Here is a 23,446-nt window from a genome sequence, read left to right as displayed (position 1 = left end):
GTCGCGCGGTAGCGACTGCACCAACATTCCGCTTGCGGCGGGCAGGCTCGAGAGGACGGGACCATTCTTCGTTGCGGCGTTTGAAGCCATGCAATCCATCGGTTCGTCCACCCCGGATCGGCCGAGGCTGATCGTTCCTCGGCTGATTGGTTTTAAGGCTGCGGGAAGCGTTGCATCAGGCGACGGTCTTCATCACGGCTCCCTCGATCACGACGCCGGCGGTCACGTACTTCCACAAGGCCACGAGCAGCTTGCGGGCCAGCGCCACGATCGTGCGCTTGCGGCCGCGCTGGCTGTTGACCTTGAACCACTGGGTCAGCGCCGATTGAGGCTGGTGGCGTATCCACAACCAGGCGAGCTGGATCATCGTGGTCCTCAGCCGCGGATTGCCGGCCTTCGACACCCCTTGTTCGCGCTCGATGCCGCCGCTCCGCCATGGCGTGGCCGCAAGACCGGCATAGGACGCAACCTGACGGCGGTTGGCGAATTGCCGCCAGAACGCCTCCGTCCAGAGAACGGCCGCGAAGTTCGGGCCCATGCTCTTCAGGGCGAGCAGCATCGTGACGGGATCCGCCTTCTCCCCGGCTGGCTTGCTCACGACCAGCAACGCCTCCTGCTCGCGCTCCACCGCCGCGATCTGGTCGAGCAGCAGTTCGAGACGATCGAGCTCGCGGCTGATCTGGGCCTTCAGATGCGCCGGCAGCATGCGCCCATCTCCGGTCCGCAAGGCTTCGAGCCGTGCCCGTCGATCGCGCCGCAGCGGCACGTAGCCGAATATCCCTTGCGCGAACAGAACGCCCTTGATCCGGTTCACATGCTCGATCCGCTCGGCGATCAATGTCCGCCGCTCGCGGCAAAGCCTGCGGCGGTCCTCCGCTTCCGGAGAGGGCGCCACCACCATCGCGCAGACCCGCGGCTCGCCGCGCTTATAGGCCAGAAGCGCCCGCAACAGCGTCTCGCCATCGAGCCGATCCGTCTTGGCCCGCCTGCGCCGGCGCGGCGTCGCAATCGAGGCCGGATCGACCACGTGGCTCTCGATGCCTTCCTGCTGCAAAGCGCGGTGCAGCCAGAACCCGTCCAGCCCCGCCTCCTGGATCGTGATGATCGGATAGCTCTCACCCGTTCGCGCCTGTGCCTTGCGCTTCAGCTCCGCAAACAGCTTCAAGAGTTCCGCAAGATCGCCGGCCTCCACGCTGCGCTTCGACATCTTCTCGCCCTTGCCGGCCGACAGCGAGGTCACCAGCCATGTCGAGCGGCTCAGTTCCAATGACACGAAAATTGCGCCAAACTGCGTGCGGATAGCGGCCAGTCCGTCGGAAGGATGATCGAGCAACATCATTGTCTCCAGGTTGAGTGTTTCAGCAACCTCAGTCTGGCCTCAGACTTGGCTGCTATCCACTCCCCATGGAATCTTCGTCGCAAGAGCTCCTCGCAATGACGGCGGGCCCAAATAAAAACGCCGCCCGGAATTGGACGGCGTTTCATTCCGAATTGTGTAGAGGGTGTTGACGATCAGTCTACACGAAATCCGGTAAATTTCAAGACCGATAGCCCGGGAGTTCGCGGTCGAGCTTGCGCAGCAGCGGCGGCCATACCAGGTTCGTCGCGCGCAGCTCGGCGCGGTCGCGGTTGGCGAGCAGCTCGGTGTTCTTCTCGATCGCGATCTCCTCGACCGGATAGGCCGGCGTGCCCAGCGCGCGGGTACGCACCTGCATCGAGCAGGCGCGCTCGAGGTGGTACATGCGCTCGAAGGCGGAAGCGACCGAGCGGCCGACGGTCAGCGTGCCGTGGTTGCGCAGGAGCATGTGGTTGTGGTCGCCGAGATCCTGCTGCAGCCGCGGCCGCTCCTCGTGATCGAGCGCGATGCCTTCATAGTCGTGATAGGCGAGATCGTGGGTGACGAGCTGCGCGGTCTGGTTCAGCGGCAGCAGGCCCTCGGCGCTGCTCGACACCGCGGTGCCGTCCAGCGTGTGGAGATGCAGCACGCAGATCGCGTCCTCACGCACCTCGTGGATCGCCGAATGGATGGTGAAGCCGGCCGGGTTGATGCTGTACTCGCTCTCGCTGAGCTGATTGCCGTGCAGATCGACCTTGACCAGGCTCGACGCCGTGATCTCGTCGAACATCAAGCCGTAGGGATTGATCAGGAAGTGATGATCGGGGCCGGGCACGCGCGCGGAGATGTGAGTGTCGACCAGATCGTCCCAGCCATACAGCGAGACGAGACGATAGCAGGCGGCGAGATTGACCCGTTGCTGCCACTCGGCCTCCGTCATGTTCGACGGTACTTCCTTCAGGCGCGCTTCCGCTGGTGACATGGCAAATCTCTCCGAACCTCGTTGTTGCGGGGAGGGAGCCTAGTCTCGCAAACGGCTGGCAGCAAGGTGCGCGCCAAGCGCGGCAGTTCAGCGTAACCCGCATGGAGCGGGCTACGGATTCCGGAGAAAAATATTACGGCGCCGGGATCGACAGCAGGCTGGAAATGCTGCGGCCGCGGATGTCGTAGACGCGGGCGAACACCACGTCGTCGCGCTTGATCTCCACCAGCACGGGGGCAGTCAGGCCCTTGCAGTAGAATTCGCCGAGCGTCATGGCGAAATCGGCCGCGTTGGAGTCCCAGCCGATGGTGAAGTCGGGGCCCAGCGCAACCTGCGCCGGACGCTGCGGACCGCACACCGCGACCTTCCATTTGCGATTGCGCGGCGGCACCTCCTGGCGCTCGACCAGCTGCTCGTGCAGTTCGTCGGAGGCCTGCTTCAGCGCGAGCCCCCAATAGTCCAGCATGAAGCGGTCGTCGGCGGCGCGTACCGTGCCGGCGATGTGGTTGAAGTGGGTGTATTGATAGGGATGCAGCCGGATCATCTCGGCGAGCGGCAGCGCCAGGCCGAAGCAGAACACGGCGAGCACGGCCGGCTGCCAGGCGCGGTGGCTGGCGCGCAGGCGTTCCATGGTCCTGGCGAAGGCAACGCCGCCGAGCACCGCCATCGGCGGGATCACGAAGACGAAATGGCGGATGCCGTTGTAGAGCGCAGGACGCTTCACCATCGCGATCGCAAGCGGCAGGGTGGCCGCCAGCGTCAGCATCAGCAGGATGGCCTTGCGGCGCCCCGGAACCTCGCGACGCGGCAGCATCGCGAAGGTGCTGAACACGGCGCCTGTCATCAGCACCAGCATCACTTCGGGGAGCTGCAGCGCGAACAGCGTCGGCAGATAGGACCAGGGCATGTCGGGCACGGACACGATCGCGCCGTCGAACATCTCCTTCCAGGGCTTCTCGAAGAAATGCGAGAAATAGGTCAGGGCCTCGAAGGGATTGCCGGGCTCCATGATCGACCACGGCCAGATCAGGCCCATCACGAGGTAGCCGAACGCGAGGCCGGGCAGCAGCACGTAGACGACATGGGCGAAGCGGCGGATAGCCTCGCGGGCGCCCTCGGTGCGCAGCTCTTCCAGGAACAGCGGCATGAAGCCGGCCATCGCATAGACCAGCGCGAGCCCGCCAAGGATACGGCAGCCGATCGACAGGCCGGCACCGAACCCGACGATCAGGATCGTGCGCGGCGAGGGTTTTGGATATTCCTCGGCAAGCCGGACCAGACCGAGCATCAGGATGATCATCGCCACCGCGAAGGGCGCATCCTTCGGGTTCATGAACATGTGGCCGTAGAAGATCGGGCAGAGCGCCAGCAGCAAGAGTGCGGCAAGACCGGCAAGCGGTCCGGCGACGCGGCGACCGAGCCGCCACGTGACCGCAAGCCCGATCACGCCGACGATCGCGCCGACCAGGCGTCGCGTCTCGAACAGCTCGAGCGGAAGAATTTTGTGCAGGAGGGCTGCGATCATGTCGAAGCCGCCGCCATACATATAGAGGTTGGCGAAGGAGAGCGCAGATGTGTCCCTGAAACCGGAGCCGTACATGCGCAGCAGCAGGTCGGCATATTCGGCATGGGTGTAGTCGTCCCAGCCGAGCCCGTAATCGCGGAACGTCAGGCCCGCGATGACGGCGACGGCAGCCAGCACCAGCATGGCGAGGTCGTCGCAAGTCCGTTCAACCGAGCGCCCGAGAGGCGTGTCGATCGCCGAAGTCGTGATGGATGTCATGGCTATTGGTGACCCGGAATCCCCTCTCGGCCCTGCTGGTGCGCGCGGGCCTGCTCCCCGGAATCCCTATAGCGCAGTTCCATTACCAAGTAATTGGGCATTATGGCTAAATTCCTGATGCGACGCAGCAATTTCCAGAAACGCGGGAGTACATAAGAGCTAGCGGACCGTTGCTGAAGGGAATGTGAATAAGTCCCTGATATCCTTCCCGTTAGGAACGGCGCCGGCAATTGGCCGTTGGCGGGGAACGCTATATGACGGTATCGTGGCGTAACGGGTGCCGTGCGTGGATGCGCGGCCGGGGGTGTGTTCGATGAGCTTGGCTTTGTTGATCGCAGGGATTTTCGCCGTGGTGGCGGGCCTCCTTGCGGTCGCTTTTGGCTATTCGATCCGGGATTTCAGCCTCGGCAGCACGCTCATAACGAGTGGAACGATAGGCGTCTGCTCCGGAATGTTACTGGTCGGCCTCTACATCGTGCTGCGGGAATTGCAAGGCATCGCCCGCCGGCTGGCCGCGACGGCCGCGCCGTCGGAGGTTCGCGTGCGGCCGGTGCTGCCGCCCGGCCTTGTTGCACCAGGCGCGGCTGCCCCTGAACTCGCTCCGGCGATGCGAGGCGAGCCGCAGCCATCGCCCGCTGCACCGCCTTGGCAGGCCGAAGCACCGGCGCGCGAGCGACCGCGGACCGAGGCCCCGGCAGAGCCGGAAGCGCCGCCTCCGTTCCCGCCCGTAGCCCCGGAGGCACCGCGTCGGCGCAACCTGTTGTTCGCCTCGAGCTCCCGCAAGGAGCGCGAGCGCGCCGAGGCAAAGGCTGAGGAGTTGCCGCCGCAACCAAAGGCCGAGCCCGCGGAGCCGGCCGTGCCCGAGGCCCCTCCCGCGAGCTTTGACGATGCCTGGCCGAAGGCCGACCGTGCCCGGCCGCCTGAACCGCCGGCGCCTCGTCGCCCGCCGCCGCCCGCCCGTCGTCGACCTTCGAGCCTGCTGCTCCTCAGCCCGCCGCACCTCCGCCGGCACCCGAACCGCCGCCGGCCGAACAGGCGCCCGTCACGGTGCTCAAATCCGGCATCGTCGACGGCATGGCCTATTCGCTTTATTCGGACGGCTCGATCGAGGCGCAGATGCCGGAGGGCATGATGCGCTTTGCCTCGATCGACGAACTGCGCGCCCATCTCGACCAGCGCGGCTGAAGCTTCGCCTGGTCCAAGTAAAGTCTCGCAACTGTTGCCGCGAGATCAGTAATCCGTTCATATTTTCCAGTCGTCGTATTTCGGCCAAAGGTATTGTTGACAGAGAATACTTCGCCGTCGCCAATGAAGCCGCGACGGAGTCGGATTTGGAGAGGTCGAGCCCATGTCGGATGTTGGGGCTAAAAATTTCATCGAGCTGACGGCGAACATCGTGTCGGCCTATGTCAGCAACAATCCGACACCGGCCGCCGAGATTCCGAACCTGATCAGCCAGGTGCACGGGGCGTTGACGCGGGTATCGTCGGGCCGTGTCGAAGCGCCGCTCGAGCCGGCAAAGCCCGCCGTCTCGCTGAAGAAGTCGATCGCCCCGGACTATCTGGTGTGTCTGGAAGACGGCAAACGCTTCAAGTCGCTGAAGCGCCATCTGCGCACCCAGTACAGCATGACGCCGGAGCAATATCGCGAAAAATGGAGCCTGCCGGCCGATTATCCCATGGTCGCGCCGAACTACGCGGTGGCGCGTTCGCAACTGGCGAAGAAGATGGGCCTGGGCCAGCAGCAGCGGAAAAAGGGAAAGTAGAGCCGCTTACTCCGCCCTCATCCTGAGGAGCCCGCAACGCGGGCGTCTCGAAGGATGGCCGCGGCGAGAGCGGGGCCTTCATGGTTCGAGACGCGCGTTCCGCGCTCCTCACCATGAGGGTCTTTCTCTCACGAAGCGTCCGCGAGCGCCTCTTTCGCGTCGGTCTTGATCCGCTCGACCATCGAACGCAAGCCGTTGGAGCGCTGCGGCGTCAGGTGATCGCGGAAGCCGAACTCGTCGAACACTGAGATCGCATCGGTCGCAAGAATCTCCTGCGGCGTGCGACCGGAGTAGAGCGCGAGCACGATCGCGACCAGCCCGCGCACGATGTGCGCGTCGCTGTCGCCGCGATACTTCAGGATCGGCGCGCCGTTGCCGCGATCGACCAGCTTCTGGAGCCAGACCTGGCTGACGCAGCCATTCACCTTGTTCTCGGCCGAGTGTTCCGCCTCGGGCATCGGTTCCAGGGTGCGGCCGAGCTCGATGACGTAGCGGTAGCGGTCGTCCCAGTCTTCGAGGAGCTCGAAATTGTCCCTGATCTCGTCAATTGCAGTCATTGATGGCCCGTGGTTCCCGCTTCCTGCCAATATAGGGACGGGGGCTGCCGAAATCGATAGGATTTAGGCCCTAATTCGCCGTCTCCGGGCCGCGCCATTCCAGCGCGAGGTCGTCCTGGGTCAGCGTGTCGCGGGGCGCGTCGGCCGCGGCGGCATCGCCCTCACCGGCGACCGTGATCGAGCCGGTGTGGTCGGGCGCCTTCTTGTCGGTCTTCTCGTTCTTCTCGTTGGTGATCTGCTCCTTCTTGTCGTTGATGATCTGGTAGATCTTCTTCGCGCCGTCCTGCGCCCGCTGGCCGATGATGGTGGCGGCCTGTCCGCCGACCTCGCAGGCCGCCGGCTGGCGTTTGCAGAACTGGGTCATGTCGGAGACGGCCGCGGTCGCAGCCTGCACCGCGTCGGCAGCGCCGATCTGCGGCAGCTTCTCCGATTCGGGCGTCTTGTCCCGCGGCAGGAGCACCAGCACCAGCCCGAGCCAGAATGTGATGCGGAGCAGAAAGCGCATCTTGCGAACCTGTACGTTAGATCCCCGCCGCGGCGATTCCCGCAGAACGCACCGGACCTAGCAACTCTCGATAAATCGCAACTGATTGCCTTCCGCTTAATTCGCAGAAAATTTACGCAGAAATCTTGGCGATTGGAGGTCTCGTAAATTTTCGATTGATACGTGCGCCGGTGGCGTTCCGGGCCCGCGCATCCACCAATTCGAAACCATGAAACGGACGGCGAAACCCTGTGTTCACCATCCCCGATGATGACATCGCCAAATTGCCTAAAAATCTCCGCGATGCCGCGGTGTCAGGCCGCAGGCCGGATCGCCTTAGCACTCGTTTAAGGTCGCTCTGACACGTTGGCGCAACGACAAGGAGGCGTTCCGGCACGTCTTCAAAGACGATTGAGCCGAAGCGCGAGACCCGTGACAGTTTTGAGTATCATACGCGATTGTCTCGATGCGCTGCTGCATCCCTCCGCGCGTTACGATGCGCTGACGCGTGCGCGCCATCGGGCTTTCATGGCGCCGCGGCTTCTCGGAAGCCTGGCCGCCTTCGCCGCATTTCCGGTCTATCTCGTCCTGCGTGGCGCGCCGGGTGCGATCGAGGTCGCGGCTTTCGCGTGGTTGATCGCGCCGATCCTGCTATCCTGGTTCCTGTCGCGCACCGGCCGCTATGAAGGCGCCCATGTGCTGTCGTCGCTGGCGCTCGCCGGCCTGATCATGGCGATCGCCGCCACGACCGGCGGCATCGAATCGTTCGCCGCGATCTGGCTGGTCGTGGTTCCGCTCGAAGCCGCGCTGTCGGCCTCGCGCCGCGTCGCGGCCTTTGCCTCGCTGCTCGCGCTGTCCTGCGCGGGCCTGTTGATCCTGCTCAGCCAGCTCGGCTGGCTGCCGCTCGAACCTGCCGGCGCTACCGAGCGCGGCATCATGATGGCGTTTGGCGTCGCCACCGCAACGCTCTATGCCGCGGGCCTCGCTTTCGGCGCCGAATCGCTTGCGCGCACCAGCGTCGCCTTGCTGTCGCGCGAGGAGGAGCGCTATCGCCTGCTCGCGCGCAACATGAGCGACGTGATCTCGCGGCATCAGCGCAACGGCGCAGTGCAGTTCATCTCGCAGGCCGCGGAAACCATGCTCGGCATGCCGATCGCGCAACTGCATGGTCATGGCCTGTTCGATCGCGTCCATGTCGCCGATCGCCCGGCCTATCTCACGGCACTCTCGGACGCCGCGCGCGGCGAAGTGCGCAGCGTCGAATTCCGGCTGCGGCGGGAGTCCACCGGTTCGGAGCGCGGCCAAGGCAACTATCAGGTCGATTTCATCTGGGTGGAGATGCGCTGCCGGCCGCTCGATCCGGATCCGGGGCGTGATCTCACCCGCGAGGCCGAAGTCGTCGGCGTGATGCGCGACGTCACCGATCGCAAGCTGTCCGAGCAAGCGCTCGATCAGGCCCGCGACGCGGCGGAAGCCGCCGACGCCGCCAAGACGCGCTTCCTCGCCACCATGAGTCACGAGTTGCGCACGCCGCTCAACGCCATCATCGGCTTCTCCGAGATGATCGCGCAGGAGCAGACCCTGATGCTGGCGGCCAGCCAGCGCAAGGAATACGCAGAGCTGATCAACGCCTCCGGCCAGCACCTGCTGTCGGTCGTCAACGGCATCCTCGACATGTCGAAGATGGAATCGGGCAATTTCGAGATTGCGTCGGAGCCGTTCGCGCCGCGCGCCGCGCTGATGCATTGCTGCAATCTGCTGGCGCTGAAGGCGCGCGAGAACGGCGTCGATCTGATCACCGATGCGCCGCAGGATCTGCCCGTCATGACCGGCGATCCGCGCGCCTTCAAGCAGATCGTGCTCAATCTCGTCGCCAATGCGATCAAGTTCACCGAGCGCGGCGGCCAGGTCACCGTGTCTGCGGCGGCATCCGCCTCGCAGCTCACGCTGTGCATCGGCGACACCGGGGTCGGCATCGCGCCCGACGATCTCAAGCGCATCGGCGCGCCGTTCTTCCAATGCGGCAAGACCTATGAGCGCCGTCACGAGGGTACCGGCCTCGGCCTTTCGATCGTGAAGAGCCTCGTGGCGTTGCATCTCGGCGAATTGACGGTACAAAGCAAGCTCGGCGAGGGCACCGCCGTCACGGTCAAGCTGCCGCTGGTCTACACGCCGCCGCAGGCAAAGCCCGCGGAGAGCAAGATCGCGACGCTGACGCCGGTGCTGCGCCAGGAGACTCAAGACCGACCTCAGGACCAACCTGCTCGGGTGAAGAAAAGTGCCTAGAAAGTCTGCTGCAAAGGACGAAGCCGCTCCGCGCCGCCGTGGCGCCAAGGCGGCCGTCGTGGATGTCGAGACCGAGCGCAATCTCGTGATGCGCGTGCTCTTGCACAGCCCCAAGGACACGCTGGCCGGCCTCGTCGCCGCCGCGGCCGTCTGCGCCATCGTCGCGAATGCGCTGTTCCTGCAGACCGGCCGGCATCCGGCGCCGATGTTCGGCACCGTGATCAATCTCCCCGCGCCGTCGTCCATGTCGCTGTCCAATCCCATGCCGCGTCCGCGTCCCGTCGGCGCGGATACGTCGCCGCTCGAGCCGAAAGCGACCGAGTTTCGCCTCGAGCCGAAACCGGCCGAGAAGGCGCCCGAGAAGCCCGCCGAAACGACGGCCTCGACGCCGCGTGCGAGCGATCCCATGACCAATCTGGTCATCAAGGCCACGACACCCACCACGGCGCCGTCTGCTGTGGCCATCGCGCGGCCGCCGGCACCGGTTCCGATGCAGCAAAGCCCGGCGGCGCGTCGCCTCGCCGGCGTGCAGCGCGCGCTGTCCGAATACGGCTATGGGAATTTGAAGATCACGGGCACGATGAGCGGCGAGACCCAGTCGGCAATCCAGACGTTCGAGCGCCAGCACAAGATGGCCGTCACCGGCCAGGTGTCGGACCGCCTGCTGCGCGAACTTGCCGCCGCGATCGGCCATCCCGTCGAATAATCGTCGTCGTTGTGGCGAAACCTCAAGGCTGGTGCTGATGGCAGCACTGGCCTATCGTGCCTTCATGCGATTGAAATCAAACATATGGGTCGCGGCGTATCTGCGCCGTTGCCAGACCGAGGGCGTGTTCGGCGCCGTACGCCATCGCGGTGCCGAGGAGGCGGGAGCGGTGTTCGTCAAGGTGTCGCTGCTCGACGGCAACGCGATGCTCTATGTGCCCGCGCCGCAGACCTCTTATGATGACGGCCGACCGGTCGATCGCTTCTTCGTGCCGGCCGTGCCGCAGCCGGTGCCGGAGTCCGCGGTCGAAGAGCGCCTGACCAAGGAGCTTCGCTTCGATCCGGATGCATGGATCGTCGAGACCGAAGACCGCGCGGGGCGACATTTCCTGGAATTGGCGAAGACCTGACTAGCGCCCCCTCATTGCGAGTTGGGACCGGCTTGAGGAGCCGACGCGCGCTGAATGAAACTTTTCACGGGTGGGCGAAGGCGGTAGACTGGAGCGCCGTCGGCAAAGAGGTCGATTACTCTCTGGTGCGTGAGAGCCCGGTTGCGAGTTGGACCCGGGTTGCCTGGATGACCCACACTGGCGCGGAGGAGCCGCAAGGCTCTGGAGCACGCTTCCTAGCATTCTTTTCTGACAGGCGCCTATGCCGCCGGCGCCAAATGTTGAGGAGAGAAGCATGGATATTTTGTACGAGCGGGTGGCAGGCCTGGACGTGCACAGGGACACGGTCGTGGCCTGTGTGCGGATCATGGTCGATGGCAAGGCGCAGCGGGAGTGCCGGACCTTTTTGGCCACGACGGAGCAGCTTGTGGAACTGCGAAGGTGGCTGGAAGAATGCCGGTGCACGCATGTGGCGATGGAGGCGACGGGAGTCTACTGGATGCCGGTGTTCCGGATCCTGGGCGAAGGCGCCTTTGACCTGATCATCGCCAATGCAGCGCACATCAAGAACGTGCCGGGACGCAAGACCGACATGAACGATGCGATGTGGATTGCCGATCTGTTGGCCTGCGGGCTGATCAAGGGCAGCTTCATTCCGGAGGAGGAGGTGCAGGAGCTGCGCGCGCTGACGCGGACGCGCAAGCAACTGGTGCGCGAGCAGACGCGGCACGTGCAGCGGATCGACAAGACGCTGGCGGAAGCCAACATCAAGCTCGGCTCGGTAATCTCCGACATCATGGGCGCGAGCGGGCGGCGGATCATCCAGGCGATGATCGAGGGCGTGCGGCAGCCGAACAAGCTGGCCGAGCTTGCCGGCAAGCAGATCAAGGCGTCGCCAAAGGAGCTTTACGATGCGTTGCACGGGCGCCTGACGGATCACCACCGCTTCCTGCTCGCGCTTCATCTGCGCCAATGGGATGGTCTGGATGAAACGATTCGCAAGCTCGATGCCGAAATCGCTCAGCGGATCGAGGGCATGGAAGCGGAAATCGATGGCGGCAAAACCCCTTTCGCCACCTGATCGAATTGCTGACCACGATTCCCGGGGTCAGCGCAGTGGCGGCGCCAGCCATTCTGTCCGAGATCGGCGCCGACATGAGCCGTTTCCAGACCGCCGGCCATCTCGTCGCCTGGGCCGGACTGTGTCCCGGGCAGAACGAGAGCGCCGGCAAGCGCAAGTCCTCGCGCCTGCGCAAGGGGGCACCGTGGCTCAAGACCATGCTCGTTCAATGTGCCTGGGCCGCCAAGCGCGCAAAGAACAGCTACTACCGAGCCCAATTCTTCCGCTTGCAGGCCAAACGCGGGCCGCAAAAAGCCATCTGTGCCGTCGCCGCCTCGATCCTCACCGCCATCTATCACATCCTCAAGAACGGCACGGAGCACCATGACCTCGGCGCCGACTACTTCGACCGCCGGCCCACCGAGGTCAAAGCAAGCCGACTGGTCGCACGTCTCAAAAAGCTCGGCTTCGCCGTTCAACTCCAGCCCATAGCGGAGGCCGCCTGACGCCAAACGACCAACCGTTTCTTCCTAGCGTAGCGAAGCACTCCAGAGTCTGTCCGCAGAGACACTCTGGATTGCCTCGTCGCACCAGCGCAAAATTGCTTCGCAATTTTGTCGCGGGCTCCTCGCAATGACGAGCTTGGGATGCGTTGCGTGCTCAGCGTCACCGCCTTCGGGTGTGGGCGCGAGCAGATCAGCGCTCCGACGACCCGCCATTGCCCGTGCGCACCGCCGGGTTCGATCCGGGCTGCACGCCCGGCCGCGACAGGCTGGAGGCGCCACGTGCGCGCTGCCGTTCGCTGTCGTGCAGCGACGGCTGATATTTGGCGCGTGTGACCGCGAGCGTCGAGCCGCGCCAGGCGGCGAGCATCACCAGTGCGGCGCGATCGCTGAGGCGGTCGTAGAGCCGGGACAGTCGGTAGACCGCATCCACCGAGTTGCCGATCTCCGGCTTGAAGAACAAGAGGATGCGCTGGAAATTCGGGCTCGGCATGTCGAGCGTGCGCGCGGCGATTGCGAGCGGCTCGCCGCCGGCATCGTCGACGATCTCTGCTGCGACGCGCGAGGGCAGGATCAGGCTGTCGCCGAGCTCGAGGGTGAAGTTCTCGACATCGCCCGCGATCGCCGCCATCTCCAGGATCTGGATCGCGCGCCTGGCGCGCACGGTCGGAATCCGCGGCGCGGCCTTCAGCGGGGTCTGCGCCAGATTGTGCAGGATCAGCGCGCGCTGGCTCGCATCGGCGCCGAAGAACATGTCGTGGATCTCGGCGGCTTCCTTCGGCTGCATCGCCATGTTCGCGGCCATGCGCTGCTCGGCGTCGGTCGGCGTGCGGGCGGGCGAGGGGGCGGGCGCAGCACGCGGGATTTCGCGCGCGAGCGGCACCCGGCGGCCTTCTTGCGCTGCAACCAGCCCGAGCTTCTGCAGCACCGGGATGGGCGTCTGCGGATAGATCGCGAGCCGCGCCTTGACGGCGGCGCGCGTCGCGTCGTCGACCTGGTCGATCAGCCGCGTGGCGAGCTCGATGAATTGCCGCTGCTCGTCCTCGCTGTGGGCGGGTGCCTGGACATAGAGGTCGGTCAGCACCCGCAGCAACGTCGGGCGAACATCGACGCCCTCGCGGCGGGAGAGTGTCATCAGCCCGTCGAATCCGGGAAACAGCGACTTGGTCATGGAGGGTACGCAATTTGGAAAAAACTGTTGCCTCAGCCTATCAGGAGGTCCTTTAAAGCCTCGTTAAGGAAAACGAGGTGTGAAGCAAACCCGCCCGTTTCAACCGTTCTCGTCTCGCCGCGGGACGACCTGGGCCGGCCCGTGCGGTTACGGTCCAAAGGCCATGTTTACATCCCGTTAACCATAAACTGATCCTAATGCCCCCATGTTGCAGAGGCGCATTCTGTCGCGCGGCAATTGAGAGAGCTGACATGGGGACCATCATCGAATTTCCGGCCGGTCGCCGGGTGGACTCGTCGGGGGACGTCACACCGTGCGCGGACATGGGGACGATTCTGATCCTTCCCGTCGTCCGGATCGAGCGCGATGCGGACGCAACCAACGGCGATCGCGGGCCGGAAGCGGGCACAGCGCCGGGGCGCCGTCGCCGTCGCCGCTAAGTTCCGGCCTTTGCAATGCCGGCATCCATCCGCCAGATCCGCACCATCGTAACGGCCATCCTGCTTTTAGCTGTAGGCGCGACGCTGGCCGCCTGCAGCGGCGGCGATTTCGGCCGCACCCGTGCCGACATGCGCAGCGACGACATGCATCGCTGGCTCGGCGCCGAGGTCACCGGCAGCCTCGGCCTGAAACCCTCGCAATTCCAGCTCACCGACGAGGAGCGCCAGCTTCGCGATCTCGCCTATCCCATGATCGAGCCGCCGCTGTCCCGACCGGCCTGGAAGAGCGTGTTCGGCGACTACAAGGCTTTGCCGTCGCCGTGGCGGCAGAAGATCGTGTTCGACCGCACCATGTATGGCCGCACGCTGATCGACGAGCCGCATCGCTCGCATTCCTCGCGCTATGCGCAGCTGATCGAGGACGTGCGCAACGACATCACCCGCTTCGAGCCGTTTTTCGCCAGCGCCATCCGCGTCATCGATCTCGACAAGAAGCGTGAGGCCAGCATGGCGCGTGTCTCGGCGCTTTCGCCGCAGGAAGCGGCCGATGCCGTCGGACGCATGCAGGAGAACTCGCTGATCATCCAGTGGGTGCAGCTGTCGCTCGAGCAGCGCGTCTCGTCCTATCGCTGGGCGCTCGAGCGGCTGGTGATTCAGGCGCCAGACGGCATGGCTGCGGATGCCGATCGCCTGATCGGCGAGCTCGCCGCCCAGACCACCAATCCACCGGTTGCCGCGCAGCCGGCCTACGGCCGCGCGGTGGTCTCGAAGGGCTGACGGCGGATCGCCGCGCGTGCGGACGCATCCGCTTGCGTTCCCATCGGCACGAGCCGCCATCCGGGCCCGCAACGAGGGCGGTCACCGGCGTCCGCCGCGCCCGCCTGATTCAGGACCTGATGCAGACCATCGGGCCGCTGGCAGGTGTCGCCGCGACGGCCGTCGGCTTGATCTATGCAGGTCTGAAGGGCTTGCTCGGGTAGTTTGTTGCCAGTCGCCCAAAGCGCGATCAGCGTCCGCGTTCGGATCGCTGCTTCCGGAGCTTCCCGACAAAATCCTTCAGCGCATCCGCCAACGGCACTGACGCGCGATAGGCGAGTCCGACCTCCCGCCTGACCTTCACGTCGATCTCCCGGATGACGACGTCAGGATGGCCCTTTGCCACGCCCTCCGGGACGATAGCGATGCCTACACCGGCCGCGACCAGCGCCATCGCCCAATCCTCCGATTGCGCGATCGCCGCGGATGGGCGCCGTTGCGCGGCACGGCCGAAGAACGCGCTCTGCTCGCAATGGCAGCGGTCGATCATGGGTACATCGGCGAGGTCGGCGGCGCGGAGCCGCTCCTTCAGCGTCAGCGGATGCGATGGTGGCAGCGCAGCGACATAGCGCTCGCTCCAGAGCGGGACGAAATGCTCGTCATCCCCCAGCATGCTCTTCGAGATGATCCTTGCATCCGCGCGCTTGTCGTGGCCCACGAGCCGGAGCGCGATGTCGCTGCGCGCCGTCAGCGGCTTTAGCAGCGCGATGGTCCGGGGTACGTCGAGCGTGCGCATCAGGCCGAGCGTCAGATTGGTTCTGGCGCTGGGTTTGCGGAACAGGCTACGCGCGGCATCGGTCTCGTCGATGATGCGGCGGGCCAGCGCGTGAAACTGCTCGGCCGAGGCGGTCGGCGCGACGCCCTTCTTGTGCCGGATGAAAAGCGTGGTGCCGAGCTCGGCCTCCAGATTGGTGATCGCGGTCGAGATCGACGGCTGCGATACGAAGCAAGTGCGCGCGGCTGCCGTGAGGTTGCGCTCACGGTAGACGGCGGCGAAGTAGCGGAGCTCGCGGATATCCATAGCCTGAACCTATAGAAATTATCAACATTCGATATTTTATCTATGATTGGCCGGATGACAAGAATACCCCGTTCACAACAGGCGGGCGTCATCCATGAAGATCCACCATCTCAACACCGGCACGATGTGTCCCATGGGCCGGCGGCTGGTGAATGGCACCGGCGGCGTGTTCCAGCGTGCGCGCATGGTCTGCCATTGCCTGCTGATCGAGACCAACGACGGCCTCGCTCTGGTCGACACCGGCATCGGCCTTGGCGATATCGCCACGCCCGACCGGCTCGGGAAACACTGGCTGCGGCAGACCGCGCCAAAGCTCGATCCGGCGGAAACGGCCGTGCAGCAGGTGAAAGCGCTCGGCTATTCGCCCGCGGAGGTGCGCCATGTGCTGCTGACGCATCTCGACCGCGACCACGCCGGCGGCGTGCCCGACTTTCCCCACGCCGCGATCCATGTGCATCGCGCCGAATACGACATGGCGGTGCTGCGAAAGCCCGCGCCGCCCGAGGGGCGCTATGTCACGGGGCAGTGGAGCCACGGGCCGAGCTGGTCATTCTATGGCGAGGCCGGCGAGGATTGGTTCGGCTTCAAGGGTGTGCGCGCGCTAGGCGACCGTGAAGGGGACATCCTGATGATTCCGCTCGCCGGCCACACGCTCGGTCATTGCGGCATCGCGGTCCGCTCCGGCGACAAATGGCTGCTGCACGCAGGCGACAGTTATTTCCATCACGCCCAGCTCGACGCATCGCCGCGCGCGCCGCTGGTGCTCCGCTATTTCCAGCGCCGCGTCGACATGGACCACAATGCCCGCATCGCCAATCAAGCCCGGCTGCGCGAGTTGAAGCTCAGCCATGGCGACCGCGTGAGGATTTTCAACAGCCATGATCCCGTGGACTACGAAACCTGCCGGTGCGGCGCGCATTGAGCAGCGCACTCTTCCAGAGGCGAACCTTGCAGTGCAGCGGCGCCAAGATTTTGAGGCGCCGATTGGGCTTCGGACCGCCGGGCCGCAGCTATCGCGGTTCGACGATCTCGCCATCCTCCTTCACGAAGCGGCCGACGGGGTTGTCCAGAAGATCGATGACGGCTTCCGAAGGCCGGCACAAGCGCGTGCCCTTTGGCGTCACCACGATCGGACGGTTGATCAGGATCGGATGCGCGAGCATCTGATCGATCAGCTCGTCATCGGACCATTTGGGATCGGCGAGGCCGAGCTCCTTGTAAGGCGTTCCTTTTTCGCGCAGCAATGCGCGGACGGATATTCCCATCGCCGCGATCAGTTGCTTCAACGTTTCACGCGCCGGTGGCGTCTTCAGATATTCGATGATGACGGGCTTCACGCCGCTCTGCCGGATCATCGCCAGCGTGTTGCGCGAGGTGCCGCAATCGAGGTTGTGATAGATCGTGACGCTCATTGGAATGTCTCGCAATTGCAGCCGGGCCGTAATCTGTCGTCTATCGTTGTGCCGCTGTCTCGCGGCGGCGGTGATCTCACGGGTGGACCTCGGCGGCCGATGCGGCTTTGCCGGAACCGGCTTCATACCAGCCCCTGGTCGCCTTCACGATGCGGACGACGGATAGCATCACCGGGACCTCGACGAGAACGCCGACGACAGTCGCAAGTGCCGCGCCGGAGTCGAGGCCGAACAGGCTGATCGCGGCTGCGACCGCGAGCTCGAAGAAGTTGCTCGCGCCGATGAGGGCAGCTGGAGCAGCGACGCACCAGGCCACGCCAAACCGCCGGCTCAGCCAATACGCCAGGCCCGCATTGAAGTAGACTTGGACGAGGATCGGGACGGCGAGAATCGCGATAACGCCCGGCTGCCTCACGATCTGCTCTCCCTGAAAGCCGAACAGCAGAACCAGTGTCGCCAGAAGTGCGGCGAGCGAAAGAGGCTGCAGCGTCCGCAGGCTGCGGGCGAAGGCATCGCCGCCCTTCTGCAGCAGCACCCTTCGCCACGCTTGCGCGACGATCACGGGGACCACGATGTAGAGCAAAACCGAAAGCAGCAACGTGCCCCAGGGAACGCTGATGGAGGCCACCCCGAGCAGCAGCCCGACGAGCGGTGCAAACAGGAAGACCATGATCACGTCGTTGAGCGCGACCTGGCTCAGGGTATAGTGCGGCTCTCCCTCGCACAGGTTGGACCATACGAACACCATCGCGGTGCAGGGCGCGGCGGCCAGCAGGATCAGGCCCGCGATGTAGGACGGGATCTGGCCGGCCGGCAGCATGGGCGCGAACACATGGCCGATGAAGAACGAACCCAGCAGCGCCATCGAGAATGGCTTTACGGCCCAGTTGATGAAGAGGGTAACGCCCACGCCGCGCCAGTGCTCGCGGACTTGGCCGAGCGAGCCGAAGTCGATCTTCAGCAACATCGGCACGATCATGAGCCAGATGAGCGCCGCAACCGGCAGGTTGACCTTGGCAATTTCGGCGGTCGCGACCGCGGCAAAGAAGCCCGGCATGACATGTCCCAGTGCGACGCCGGCCACGATGCAAAGCGCGACCCAGAGCGTGAGGTATCGTTCGAAGAGTCCCATCGGCTATGCCACATCGTCGTTGGAAAGGGTTGCAGGGAACAGCACGTTGCAGATCTGGTCAGGCACGGACTTTCGCCTTTCGCTTTGGAGAGCAGCAGGCTTGCAGGCTTTCGACGACTGGCTCGCAGACTTCCGGTCGTCCACCGCAGCAGTCACGCAGCAGGAAAACCGCGACATTCCGGAATTCGGCGAGGTTGGCGCGGTAGACGATCGAGCGGCTGTGCCGCTCGGATGTCACGAGGCGCGCGCGCATCAGGATCGAGAGATGGGCCGACAACGTGTTCGGCGGCACTTCCAGCAGGCGCGCGAGGTCGCCGGCCGCAAGGCCCCCGGGTTCGTGCCGGACCAGCGCCCTGAACGCCTCCAGGCGGGTCGATTGCGACAGGGCGGCGAGCGCGAGGACAGCTTCTTCCGTTTCCATATATCCAGACTTATGGAATTGTGGGCGAGACGTCAATCCGGAATCGTCGCGTCGTCAACGGAGCCATTATTTCGAACATTCTAGAAATATCGTTGACATGGGCGTGGAAACGGATGCAGTGTTGGCGCCATGAAGATCGACGACGCAGCAGCACGCCTGGAAGCACTCGGTAACCGGACCCGGCTACAGATCTATCGGGCCCTCGTTCGGGCAGGGCACTCCGGCATGCCGGTCGGTCGCTTGCAGGAGAAGCTGAAAATCCCCGCATCGACGCTGTCTCACCACATCAAGTCTCTGGTCGCGGTCGGGCTCGTGAGTCAGGTCCGCGAATCCACGACGCTTGTCTGCCATGCGAACTACGATGCGATGCAAGGTCTGGTCGATTTTCTCGTGGCCGAGTGTTGCGCGGACGAAGCCGAGTGCAGGGGTGCTCAATCGGCGGCCTGATTTTTGGCCGATTTATTCGATGATTCTAGAATGATGGGAGCCGCGGAATGAGCGACGCAAAGACGGTAGCCATCATCGGGGCAGGGCCTGTCGGCCTCGCAGCTGCGGCGCATGTGCTCGAACGCGGCATGTCGCCGATCGTGCTGGAGGCCGGACCAGAGGCGGGACACGCGGTCCGCCAGTGGCAGCACCTCCAGCTGTTCTCGCCCTGGGACTACAATATCGACAAGGCCGCGGCGCGACTTCGCGCCGACCGGCTGGAATTCGCCGGACCCTCAGGCCTATCCGATCGGCGGCGAACTGCTCGAGGGATATCTCGAGCCGCTCGCGACACGGACGCCGTTGCGCGATGTGATCCGCACCTCCAGCCGCGTCTCGGCCATCAGCCGGGTCGGCTTCGACAAGGCGAAGACGAGGGGACGTGAGCGGGCGCCTTTCGAGATCCGCTACCGGAACGGTAAAGGGCCCGAGGTCCTGCGCACCGATGCCGTGATCGATACGTCGGGAACATGGTTCTCCCCAATCCGGCCGGCGGCAACGGCCTCCCGGCGATCGGCGAGCCCGAGCGCGCCGGCCGCATCGCCTACGGCATGCCGGACGTGCGGGGAGCCGGCCGTGCCAGATATGCCGGAAAGACCGTTGCGGTCCTGGGCGCCGGCCATTCCGCGGTCGGCACGCTGATCGAGCTCGCACGTCTTGCCGACGAGGTGCCGGGGACGCAGCCCGTCTGGCTTGTGCGCGGCGCTGACCCTGCAAGGGCTTTCGGCGGCGGCCGCAACGACAAGCTGGCGGCACGCGGAGAGCTTGGCGCCGTCTTTGCTGCGCTCGTGACCTCCGGAAAAATCAGGGTCGAGACCGAATTCGGCGTCACGCATCTCTCGGACGCCGATGGTCGCCTGAAGATTTCGGCTGGTGGCTGCTGTGGGGCGCGAAGTGTGGTCGTGGACGAATTGATCGTCTCGACGGGTTTCCGTCCCGACTTTTCGTTCCTGTCCGAATTGCGTCTGCGGCTCGATCCGGCCATCGAGGCGCCGGTCGCGCTGGCGCCGCTGATCGATCCCAACGAGCACAGCTGCGGGACCGTGCGCCCGCACGGCGCGCGCGAGCTCTCGCACGACGAGCCGGGCTTCTACCTCGCCGGCATGAAGTCGTACGGCCGCGCGCCGACCTTCCTGATGATGACGGGTTATGAGCAGGTCCGCTCGATCGCAGCCGATATCGCCGGCGACAGGGCGGCAGCGGAGAGGGTCGAGCTTGTCCTGCCGGAGACCGGCGTGTACGCGCGGTGGCGTCGAGTTCGCCGACGCCGCAGGATGTTGCGGCGGGCCGGCCAAGGAACAGGCATCGGCATGCTGTGCTGCAGACGAAGCAGCGAAGAAGGCCGGCGCTGCGGGCTGCGGTTGTTCATGAGGCAGGCTGTTTCGGCCAGGCCGCTGACTCTCTTGCTGTCGTCATCGGCCTGCGATCAGCGCCTCCCATTCGCATGAATACGCTGAGGGGAGGGAGCATTGCATCGATCGAGGGAATATCCTCCTCGTCATTGCGAGCGAAGCGAAGCAATCCAGAATCTTTCTGCGGCGGGACTTTGGATTGCTTCGCGGAGCCTGTCGTCGGGCCGCGCTTCGCGTAGATCCGTCACCATCAAGATCCGTCCAGGTGGGAGGACAACATTCGTAGCCTGAACGGACGCTCCCTGATTGCGGTGATGTGCATCGGGCAGGTCGGCAATTTGCTGCCGCATGTGGCGCTGTCGGCAAATCTCGCGCAGCACCTGATGCCGGCATGGGGGCTCTCCGCCGCGGAAGGCGGCTTGATGGCGAGCGGCTACGCGTTCGGCTACATGCTCGCGGTGCCCTTGCTGACCACGCTGACCGACCGCATCGATGCGCGGCTCGTGCTGCTCTGGGGCTCGATCGTCAGCGGGCTTGCGACCGTAGCCTTCGGCATCTTCGCGCAAGGGTTCTGGTCGGCGACCGCGATCTGGTCCGTTGCAGGCCTTGGATTTGCCGGCGCCTACAGGCCGGGATTGAAGGCGCTGACCGACCGGCTTCCCGCCGGCGACACCTCGCGCGCCGTCACGCTGTACACGTCGAGCTTTTCGGTCGGTGTCGGCCTCTCGTTTCTGGTGGCGCAAGTGGTTGCGGACAAATGGGGTTGGCGGACCGCTTTCCTCGCCACTGGCTTCGGACCGATAGCAATGGTGGTCGCGTGCCTTCTGATGCGCGAACAGAAGCCGGCGCCGAAGGCGGGGCGTCTCCTGAACTTCGCGCCCGTCTTCGCCAACCGTGAGGCGCTCGGCTACATCTTTGGCTACGGCGCCCATTGCTTCGAGCTCTACGGCATCCGCACCTGGCTGGTCGGTTTCTGGACCTTCGTCATCGCTCATCAAGGCGCGCCGTCATGGCTCAGCCCTGTCGTGATGAGCTTCTGCTTCGCGGTGATCTCGATGCCCGCAAGCATCCTCGGCAACGAGGCGGCGCTCAGGTTCGGCCGTCACCGCGCGATCACGATCGTGATGATTGCGTCAGCCTGCGTTGCGCTGATCATCGGTCTCAATGCGACGGCGCCGGCAGGGGTGCTCGCGCTGCTGCTGATCATCTATGGCCTGTGACCGTGCCCGCGGATTCAGGGGCGTTGACCGCCGGCATGTCGGCTGCGGCCGGGTCCGAAGATCGCGGCGCCACCCTGGCCCCGCATTCGACGGTCGGCTTCGGTCTCTCGGCGCTCGGCGCCTGGGGAACCGGCGCGGCGCTCAACGCGGCAGGCGGCCCGCAGAGCGCGACCGGCTGGCTGCTGGTCTTCATCGTGCTCGCCGCCGGCATCGCGCTGGGGCCGCTCGCGCTGCTGTGGGCGCGGGTGGCGCATTCGAAGATCCGGACATCGTGAGCGCGGCGACGAGCGCGATCCCTCGATCATGGCGCTCTGTGCTCCGGCATTCACAATCGCAATCCGGTTTTCCACACCCACGACAAGCAGTATCGATTTGTGGATCCGACCTACCAGCAATCGATAATTTGCCAACGATCGCGCGCGTCGCTTTGATGGCGGCATGGGCACGAAATCACGCGAGGTCATCTGGAGCGGGCGGATCATGGGCGCGGAAATTTCCGCCAAGCATGCCCGCGAGGAAGCCCGCAAGGCCGTGCGCGAAGCCGATCGTGCCGAGGCCGAAGCCTGGTCGGTGCGCATGGAAGGCTACGGCGGTCCGTCGCAGCCGTCGCCGACGATCGCGCAATGCCTCAACGGGGGCATGGGGTGGCTCGAGGTCGCGTGCAACAGATGCAAGGCGCGCGCGAGTCTGCCGCTCGATGCGATCCGCCGGCCGCGCGATACGCCGATCTGGAAGCTGGAGGCGTCGCTGAAGTGCCGGTCATGCCGGAAGGGACGGTCCGCACCGCCGGTTCACATGATCAAGCTCAGCGCAACGCGGAGCATCACGCCCTATAAATGGGTGCATCCGACCGAGGAACGCTAAAATTGTTGCCGTCGCACGTGGGGACGAAAAAGCGCCGCATCGCTGCGGCCTGCTGCTGACAGCATGTTGTCAGCAGCGCCGCGTTAGAGGCCGATCGTCGCCAACGGGAGCGACGGAACTTTCATGAGATGAGCTATGAAATTTGCTTCGGTTCGATTGATCGCCGCTGACATCAAGTCCCTCGTCAGCTTTTACGAGAATGTCCTGGGCCAAGCCGCGGAATGGCCAGCGCCGGTATTTGCCGAGATCGTCACTCCATCCGCTACGCTTGCGTTCGGCAGCGTCGATACGGTCGCGCTGTTCAGGAGGAAGTGCCGAGCCCGCTGCCAATCGCACCGCGATCATCGAGTTTCAGGTCGACGACGTCGAGACGGAATATGCGAGATTGAAAGATCAAGTAGAGGTGGTGCACGCGCCGAAGATGATGCCGTGGGGAAATTGCGCGGCCCAGTTCCGCGATCCCGAAGGCACGCTCGTGAGCCTCTACACGCCGGTGACCGAAGCCGCCAGAAAGCGATTTGGAGCACGATGAGATTGGATCCCATGAAGGCCGAACTGGATCGGCCCGACCGGAGTATATCGCGCGTAAATGTTGAAGTCGCGCCTTTGATCCAGGTCCCGCCATAAGGTATCTCTCGGGCAGAGAAACTCGGGGGATGAGATGTTGAAGCTGGCGTTTCCGATGATCCTGGCCGCTGCGGCCGGAATCAGTCTGGTCGTGCAACAGGCCCTCAATGCCAACCTGCGCACGGCGCTGGGCTCGGCGGCGTGGTCGGGCTTCATGAGCTACTTCATCGGCGTCATCTGCATGGCGGCGCTCGCGCTGCTGTTCAGGGATCCCGTCCCATCGGCAGCCATCGCCGCCCGCATACCTTGGTTTGCCTGGAGCGGCGGCCTGTTCGGCGCGATCTTCATTGGCCTCGGAATATTCCTGGTCCCCCAACTCGGCGCCGCCACCTTCTTCGCACTCCTGATCGCCGGTCAGATGCTCGGCTCGATCGCATTCGATCATTTCGGCCTGCTGGGCGTTCCCGTTCATCCGATCAGCGCGGTCCGGATCGCCGGAGTTGTCCTGCTCGTGGGCGGGGTCATCCTGATCCGGATGTAGAACCGACAGTAAACCTTCACAACAGCCGACACTCGCGATGAACGAGGCCACTTCATCGTTCCGGAGTTATGCAGAGGAGGGCTTGGGGATACCAAGGTGCATTGCAAAAAGCCCAGGGTATTTGCTGATGGTCGAGCGCTCCAAGGTTTGATT

The 23,446-nt window shown here is 64.7% G+C and carries 22 protein-coding genes and 4 pseudogenes; 16 read left to right on the top strand and 10 right to left on the bottom strand.

Translation table 11 applies throughout. The features are described 5' to 3' along the window. Positions 1-175 precede the first annotated feature (175 nt). The 3 genes from ACTGJ9_RS31600 to ACTGJ9_RS31590 all read right to left on the bottom strand — a co-directional run bounded on the left by ACTGJ9_RS31600 (position 176) and on the right by ACTGJ9_RS31590 (position 4,101). The gene (locus ACTGJ9_RS31600) at positions 176-1,339 is read right to left on the bottom strand and encodes an IS110 family RNA-guided transposase (protein ID WP_456674237.1); all 1,164 of its coding nucleotides are present in this window, start codon (positions 1,337-1,339) and stop codon (positions 176-178) included. Between the two features lie 199 nt (positions 1,340-1,538). Next, positions 1,539-2,318, bottom strand: coding sequence for a class II aldolase/adducin family protein (locus ACTGJ9_RS31595; RefSeq protein WP_456674236.1), 780 nt, complete (start codon positions 2,316-2,318; stop codon positions 1,539-1,541). Between the two features lie 133 nt (positions 2,319-2,451). Further along, the gene (locus ACTGJ9_RS31590) at positions 2,452-4,101 is read right to left on the bottom strand and encodes a glycosyltransferase family 39 protein (RefSeq protein WP_456674235.1); all 1,650 of its coding nucleotides are present in this window, start codon (positions 4,099-4,101) and stop codon (positions 2,452-2,454) included. A gap of 1,047 nt (positions 4,102-5,148) precedes the next feature. Between ACTGJ9_RS31590 and ACTGJ9_RS31585 the strand changes: the two genes are divergently transcribed. Together ACTGJ9_RS31585 and ACTGJ9_RS31580 are read left to right on the top strand one after the other, a co-directional pair. Further along, the gene (locus tag ACTGJ9_RS31585; protein ID WP_456674234.1) at positions 5,149-5,286 is read left to right on the top strand and encodes a hypothetical protein; all 138 of its coding nucleotides are present in this window, start codon (positions 5,149-5,151) and stop codon (positions 5,284-5,286) included. A 163-nt stretch (positions 5,287-5,449) separates the two neighbouring features. Continuing rightward, the gene (locus ACTGJ9_RS31580; RefSeq protein WP_456674233.1) at positions 5,450-5,866 is read left to right on the top strand and encodes a MucR family transcriptional regulator; all 417 of its coding nucleotides are present in this window, start codon (positions 5,450-5,452) and stop codon (positions 5,864-5,866) included. Positions 5,867-5,994: 128 nt separating this feature from the next. Here the strand turns inward: ACTGJ9_RS31580 and ACTGJ9_RS31575 are convergent, their stop codons facing one another. Together ACTGJ9_RS31575 and ACTGJ9_RS31570 are read right to left on the bottom strand one after the other, a co-directional pair. After that, entirely contained in the window at positions 5,995-6,423 is a 429-nt protein-coding gene (locus ACTGJ9_RS31575; protein WP_456674232.1) for a SufE family protein, read from the bottom strand. A gap of 70 nt (positions 6,424-6,493) precedes the next feature. Then, positions 6,494-6,928, bottom strand: a complete 435-nt coding sequence (locus tag ACTGJ9_RS31570; protein ID WP_456674231.1) for a DUF5330 domain-containing protein — start codon at positions 6,926-6,928, stop codon at positions 6,494-6,496. Positions 6,929-7,339: 411 nt separating this feature from the next. Here ACTGJ9_RS31570 and ACTGJ9_RS31565 point away from each other — a divergent pair, with 411 nt between their 5' ends. The 4 genes and pseudogenes from ACTGJ9_RS31565 (at position 7,340) to ACTGJ9_RS31550 (ending at position 11,853) form a co-directional block, all read left to right on the top strand. Next, positions 7,340-9,193, top strand: a complete 1,854-nt coding sequence (locus ACTGJ9_RS31565; protein ID WP_456674230.1) for a PAS domain-containing sensor histidine kinase — start codon at positions 7,340-7,342, stop codon at positions 9,191-9,193. Beyond that, positions 9,186-9,899 carry a peptidoglycan-binding protein gene (locus ACTGJ9_RS31560; RefSeq protein WP_456674229.1) on the top strand — a complete coding sequence of 238 codons (714 nt, stop codon included), beginning with the start codon at positions 9,186-9,188 and terminating at the stop codon, positions 9,897-9,899. The genes ACTGJ9_RS31565 and ACTGJ9_RS31560 overlap by 8 nt, the downstream gene beginning before the upstream one ends. 64 nt (positions 9,900-9,963) lie before the next feature. Then, a complete protein-coding gene (locus ACTGJ9_RS31555; protein WP_456678691.1) occupies positions 9,964-10,308 on the top strand; it encodes a DUF1491 family protein in 345 nt (114 codons plus the stop codon). Positions 10,309-10,582: 274 nt separating this feature from the next. Next, positions 10,583-11,853, top strand: a pseudogene (locus ACTGJ9_RS31550) (IS110 family RNA-guided transposase). Between the two features lie 190 nt (positions 11,854-12,043). Here ACTGJ9_RS31550 and ACTGJ9_RS31545 read toward each other — a convergent pair. Beyond that, positions 12,044-13,021, bottom strand: a complete 978-nt coding sequence (locus ACTGJ9_RS31545; protein WP_456674228.1) for a DUF2336 domain-containing protein — start codon at positions 13,019-13,021, stop codon at positions 12,044-12,046. 251 nt (positions 13,022-13,272) lie between these two features. Between ACTGJ9_RS31545 and ACTGJ9_RS31540 the strand changes: the two genes are divergently transcribed. From ACTGJ9_RS31540 to ACTGJ9_RS31530, 3 genes are read left to right on the top strand one after another with little or no spacing between them, the layout of a single operon-like run. Next, positions 13,273-13,461, top strand: a complete 189-nt coding sequence (locus ACTGJ9_RS31540; RefSeq protein WP_456674227.1) for a hypothetical protein — start codon at positions 13,273-13,275, stop codon at positions 13,459-13,461. A gap of 15 nt (positions 13,462-13,476) precedes the next feature. Next, positions 13,477-14,238 (top strand): hypothetical protein, encoded by a 762-nt coding sequence (locus tag ACTGJ9_RS31535; RefSeq protein WP_456674226.1) that lies wholly within the window; start codon positions 13,477-13,479, stop codon positions 14,236-14,238. Positions 14,239-14,270: 32 nt separating this feature from the next. Beyond that, on the top strand, positions 14,271-14,441 hold the full coding sequence (locus ACTGJ9_RS31530) for a hypothetical protein (protein WP_456674225.1): 171 nt from the start codon (positions 14,271-14,273) through the stop codon (positions 14,439-14,441). A 26-nt stretch (positions 14,442-14,467) separates the two neighbouring features. Here ACTGJ9_RS31530 and ACTGJ9_RS31525 read toward each other — a convergent pair whose 3' ends face one another. Then, positions 14,468-15,298, bottom strand: a complete 831-nt coding sequence (locus tag ACTGJ9_RS31525; RefSeq protein WP_456674224.1) for a LysR family transcriptional regulator — start codon at positions 15,296-15,298, stop codon at positions 14,468-14,470. Positions 15,299-15,392: 94 nt separating this feature from the next. Between ACTGJ9_RS31525 and ACTGJ9_RS31520 the strand changes: the two genes are divergently transcribed. Beyond that, positions 15,393-16,220, top strand: coding sequence for an MBL fold metallo-hydrolase (locus ACTGJ9_RS31520; RefSeq protein WP_456674223.1), 828 nt, complete (start codon positions 15,393-15,395; stop codon positions 16,218-16,220). A gap of 88 nt (positions 16,221-16,308) precedes the next feature. Here ACTGJ9_RS31520 and arsC read toward each other — a convergent pair whose 3' ends face one another. The 3 genes from arsC to ACTGJ9_RS31505 all read right to left on the bottom strand — a co-directional run bounded on the left by arsC (position 16,309) and on the right by ACTGJ9_RS31505 (position 18,263). Next, positions 16,309-16,710, bottom strand: coding sequence for an arsenate reductase (glutaredoxin) (gene arsC / locus ACTGJ9_RS31515; protein WP_456674222.1), 402 nt, complete (start codon positions 16,708-16,710; stop codon positions 16,309-16,311). A gap of 76 nt (positions 16,711-16,786) precedes the next feature. After that, positions 16,787-17,842, bottom strand: coding sequence for an ACR3 family arsenite efflux transporter (gene arsB / locus ACTGJ9_RS31510; RefSeq protein ID WP_456674221.1), 1,056 nt, complete (start codon positions 17,840-17,842; stop codon positions 16,787-16,789). A gap of 58 nt (positions 17,843-17,900) precedes the next feature. Next, complete coding sequence (locus ACTGJ9_RS31505; RefSeq protein WP_456674220.1) at positions 17,901-18,263, bottom strand: ArsR/SmtB family transcription factor; 363 nt, start codon at positions 18,261-18,263, stop codon at positions 17,901-17,903. Positions 18,264-18,392: 129 nt separating this feature from the next. Here ACTGJ9_RS31505 and ACTGJ9_RS31500 point away from each other — a divergent pair, with 129 nt between their 5' ends. The 6 genes and pseudogenes from ACTGJ9_RS31500 (at position 18,393) to ACTGJ9_RS31475 (ending at position 23,293) form a co-directional block, all read left to right on the top strand. Beyond that, the gene (locus ACTGJ9_RS31500; RefSeq protein WP_456674219.1) at positions 18,393-18,710 is read left to right on the top strand and encodes an ArsR/SmtB family transcription factor; all 318 of its coding nucleotides are present in this window, start codon (positions 18,393-18,395) and stop codon (positions 18,708-18,710) included. A 47-nt stretch (positions 18,711-18,757) separates the two neighbouring features. Then, a pseudogene (locus ACTGJ9_RS31495) lies at positions 18,758-20,120 on the top strand (NAD(P)-binding protein). A gap of 295 nt (positions 20,121-20,415) precedes the next feature. Next, a pseudogene (locus ACTGJ9_RS31490) lies at positions 20,416-21,596 on the top strand (MFS transporter). A 163-nt stretch (positions 21,597-21,759) separates the two neighbouring features. Continuing rightward, entirely contained in the window at positions 21,760-22,185 is a 426-nt protein-coding gene (locus ACTGJ9_RS31485; protein ID WP_456674218.1) for a hypothetical protein, read from the top strand. A 135-nt stretch (positions 22,186-22,320) separates the two neighbouring features. After that, positions 22,321-22,717, top strand: a pseudogene (locus ACTGJ9_RS31480) (VOC family protein). A gap of 129 nt (positions 22,718-22,846) precedes the next feature. Continuing rightward, on the top strand, positions 22,847-23,293 hold the full coding sequence (locus ACTGJ9_RS31475) for a DMT family transporter (RefSeq protein ID WP_456674217.1): 447 nt from the start codon (positions 22,847-22,849) through the stop codon (positions 23,291-23,293). Positions 23,294-23,446: the final 153 nt, after the last annotated feature.

It is taken from the genome of Bradyrhizobium sp. RDM12, from assembly GCF_051917485.1.
GTDB lineage: Bacteria > Pseudomonadota > Alphaproteobacteria > Rhizobiales > Xanthobacteraceae > Bradyrhizobium.
The sequence above is the reverse complement of the archived record's forward strand: the minus strand, read 5'-3'. Positions and strand labels throughout refer to the sequence as shown.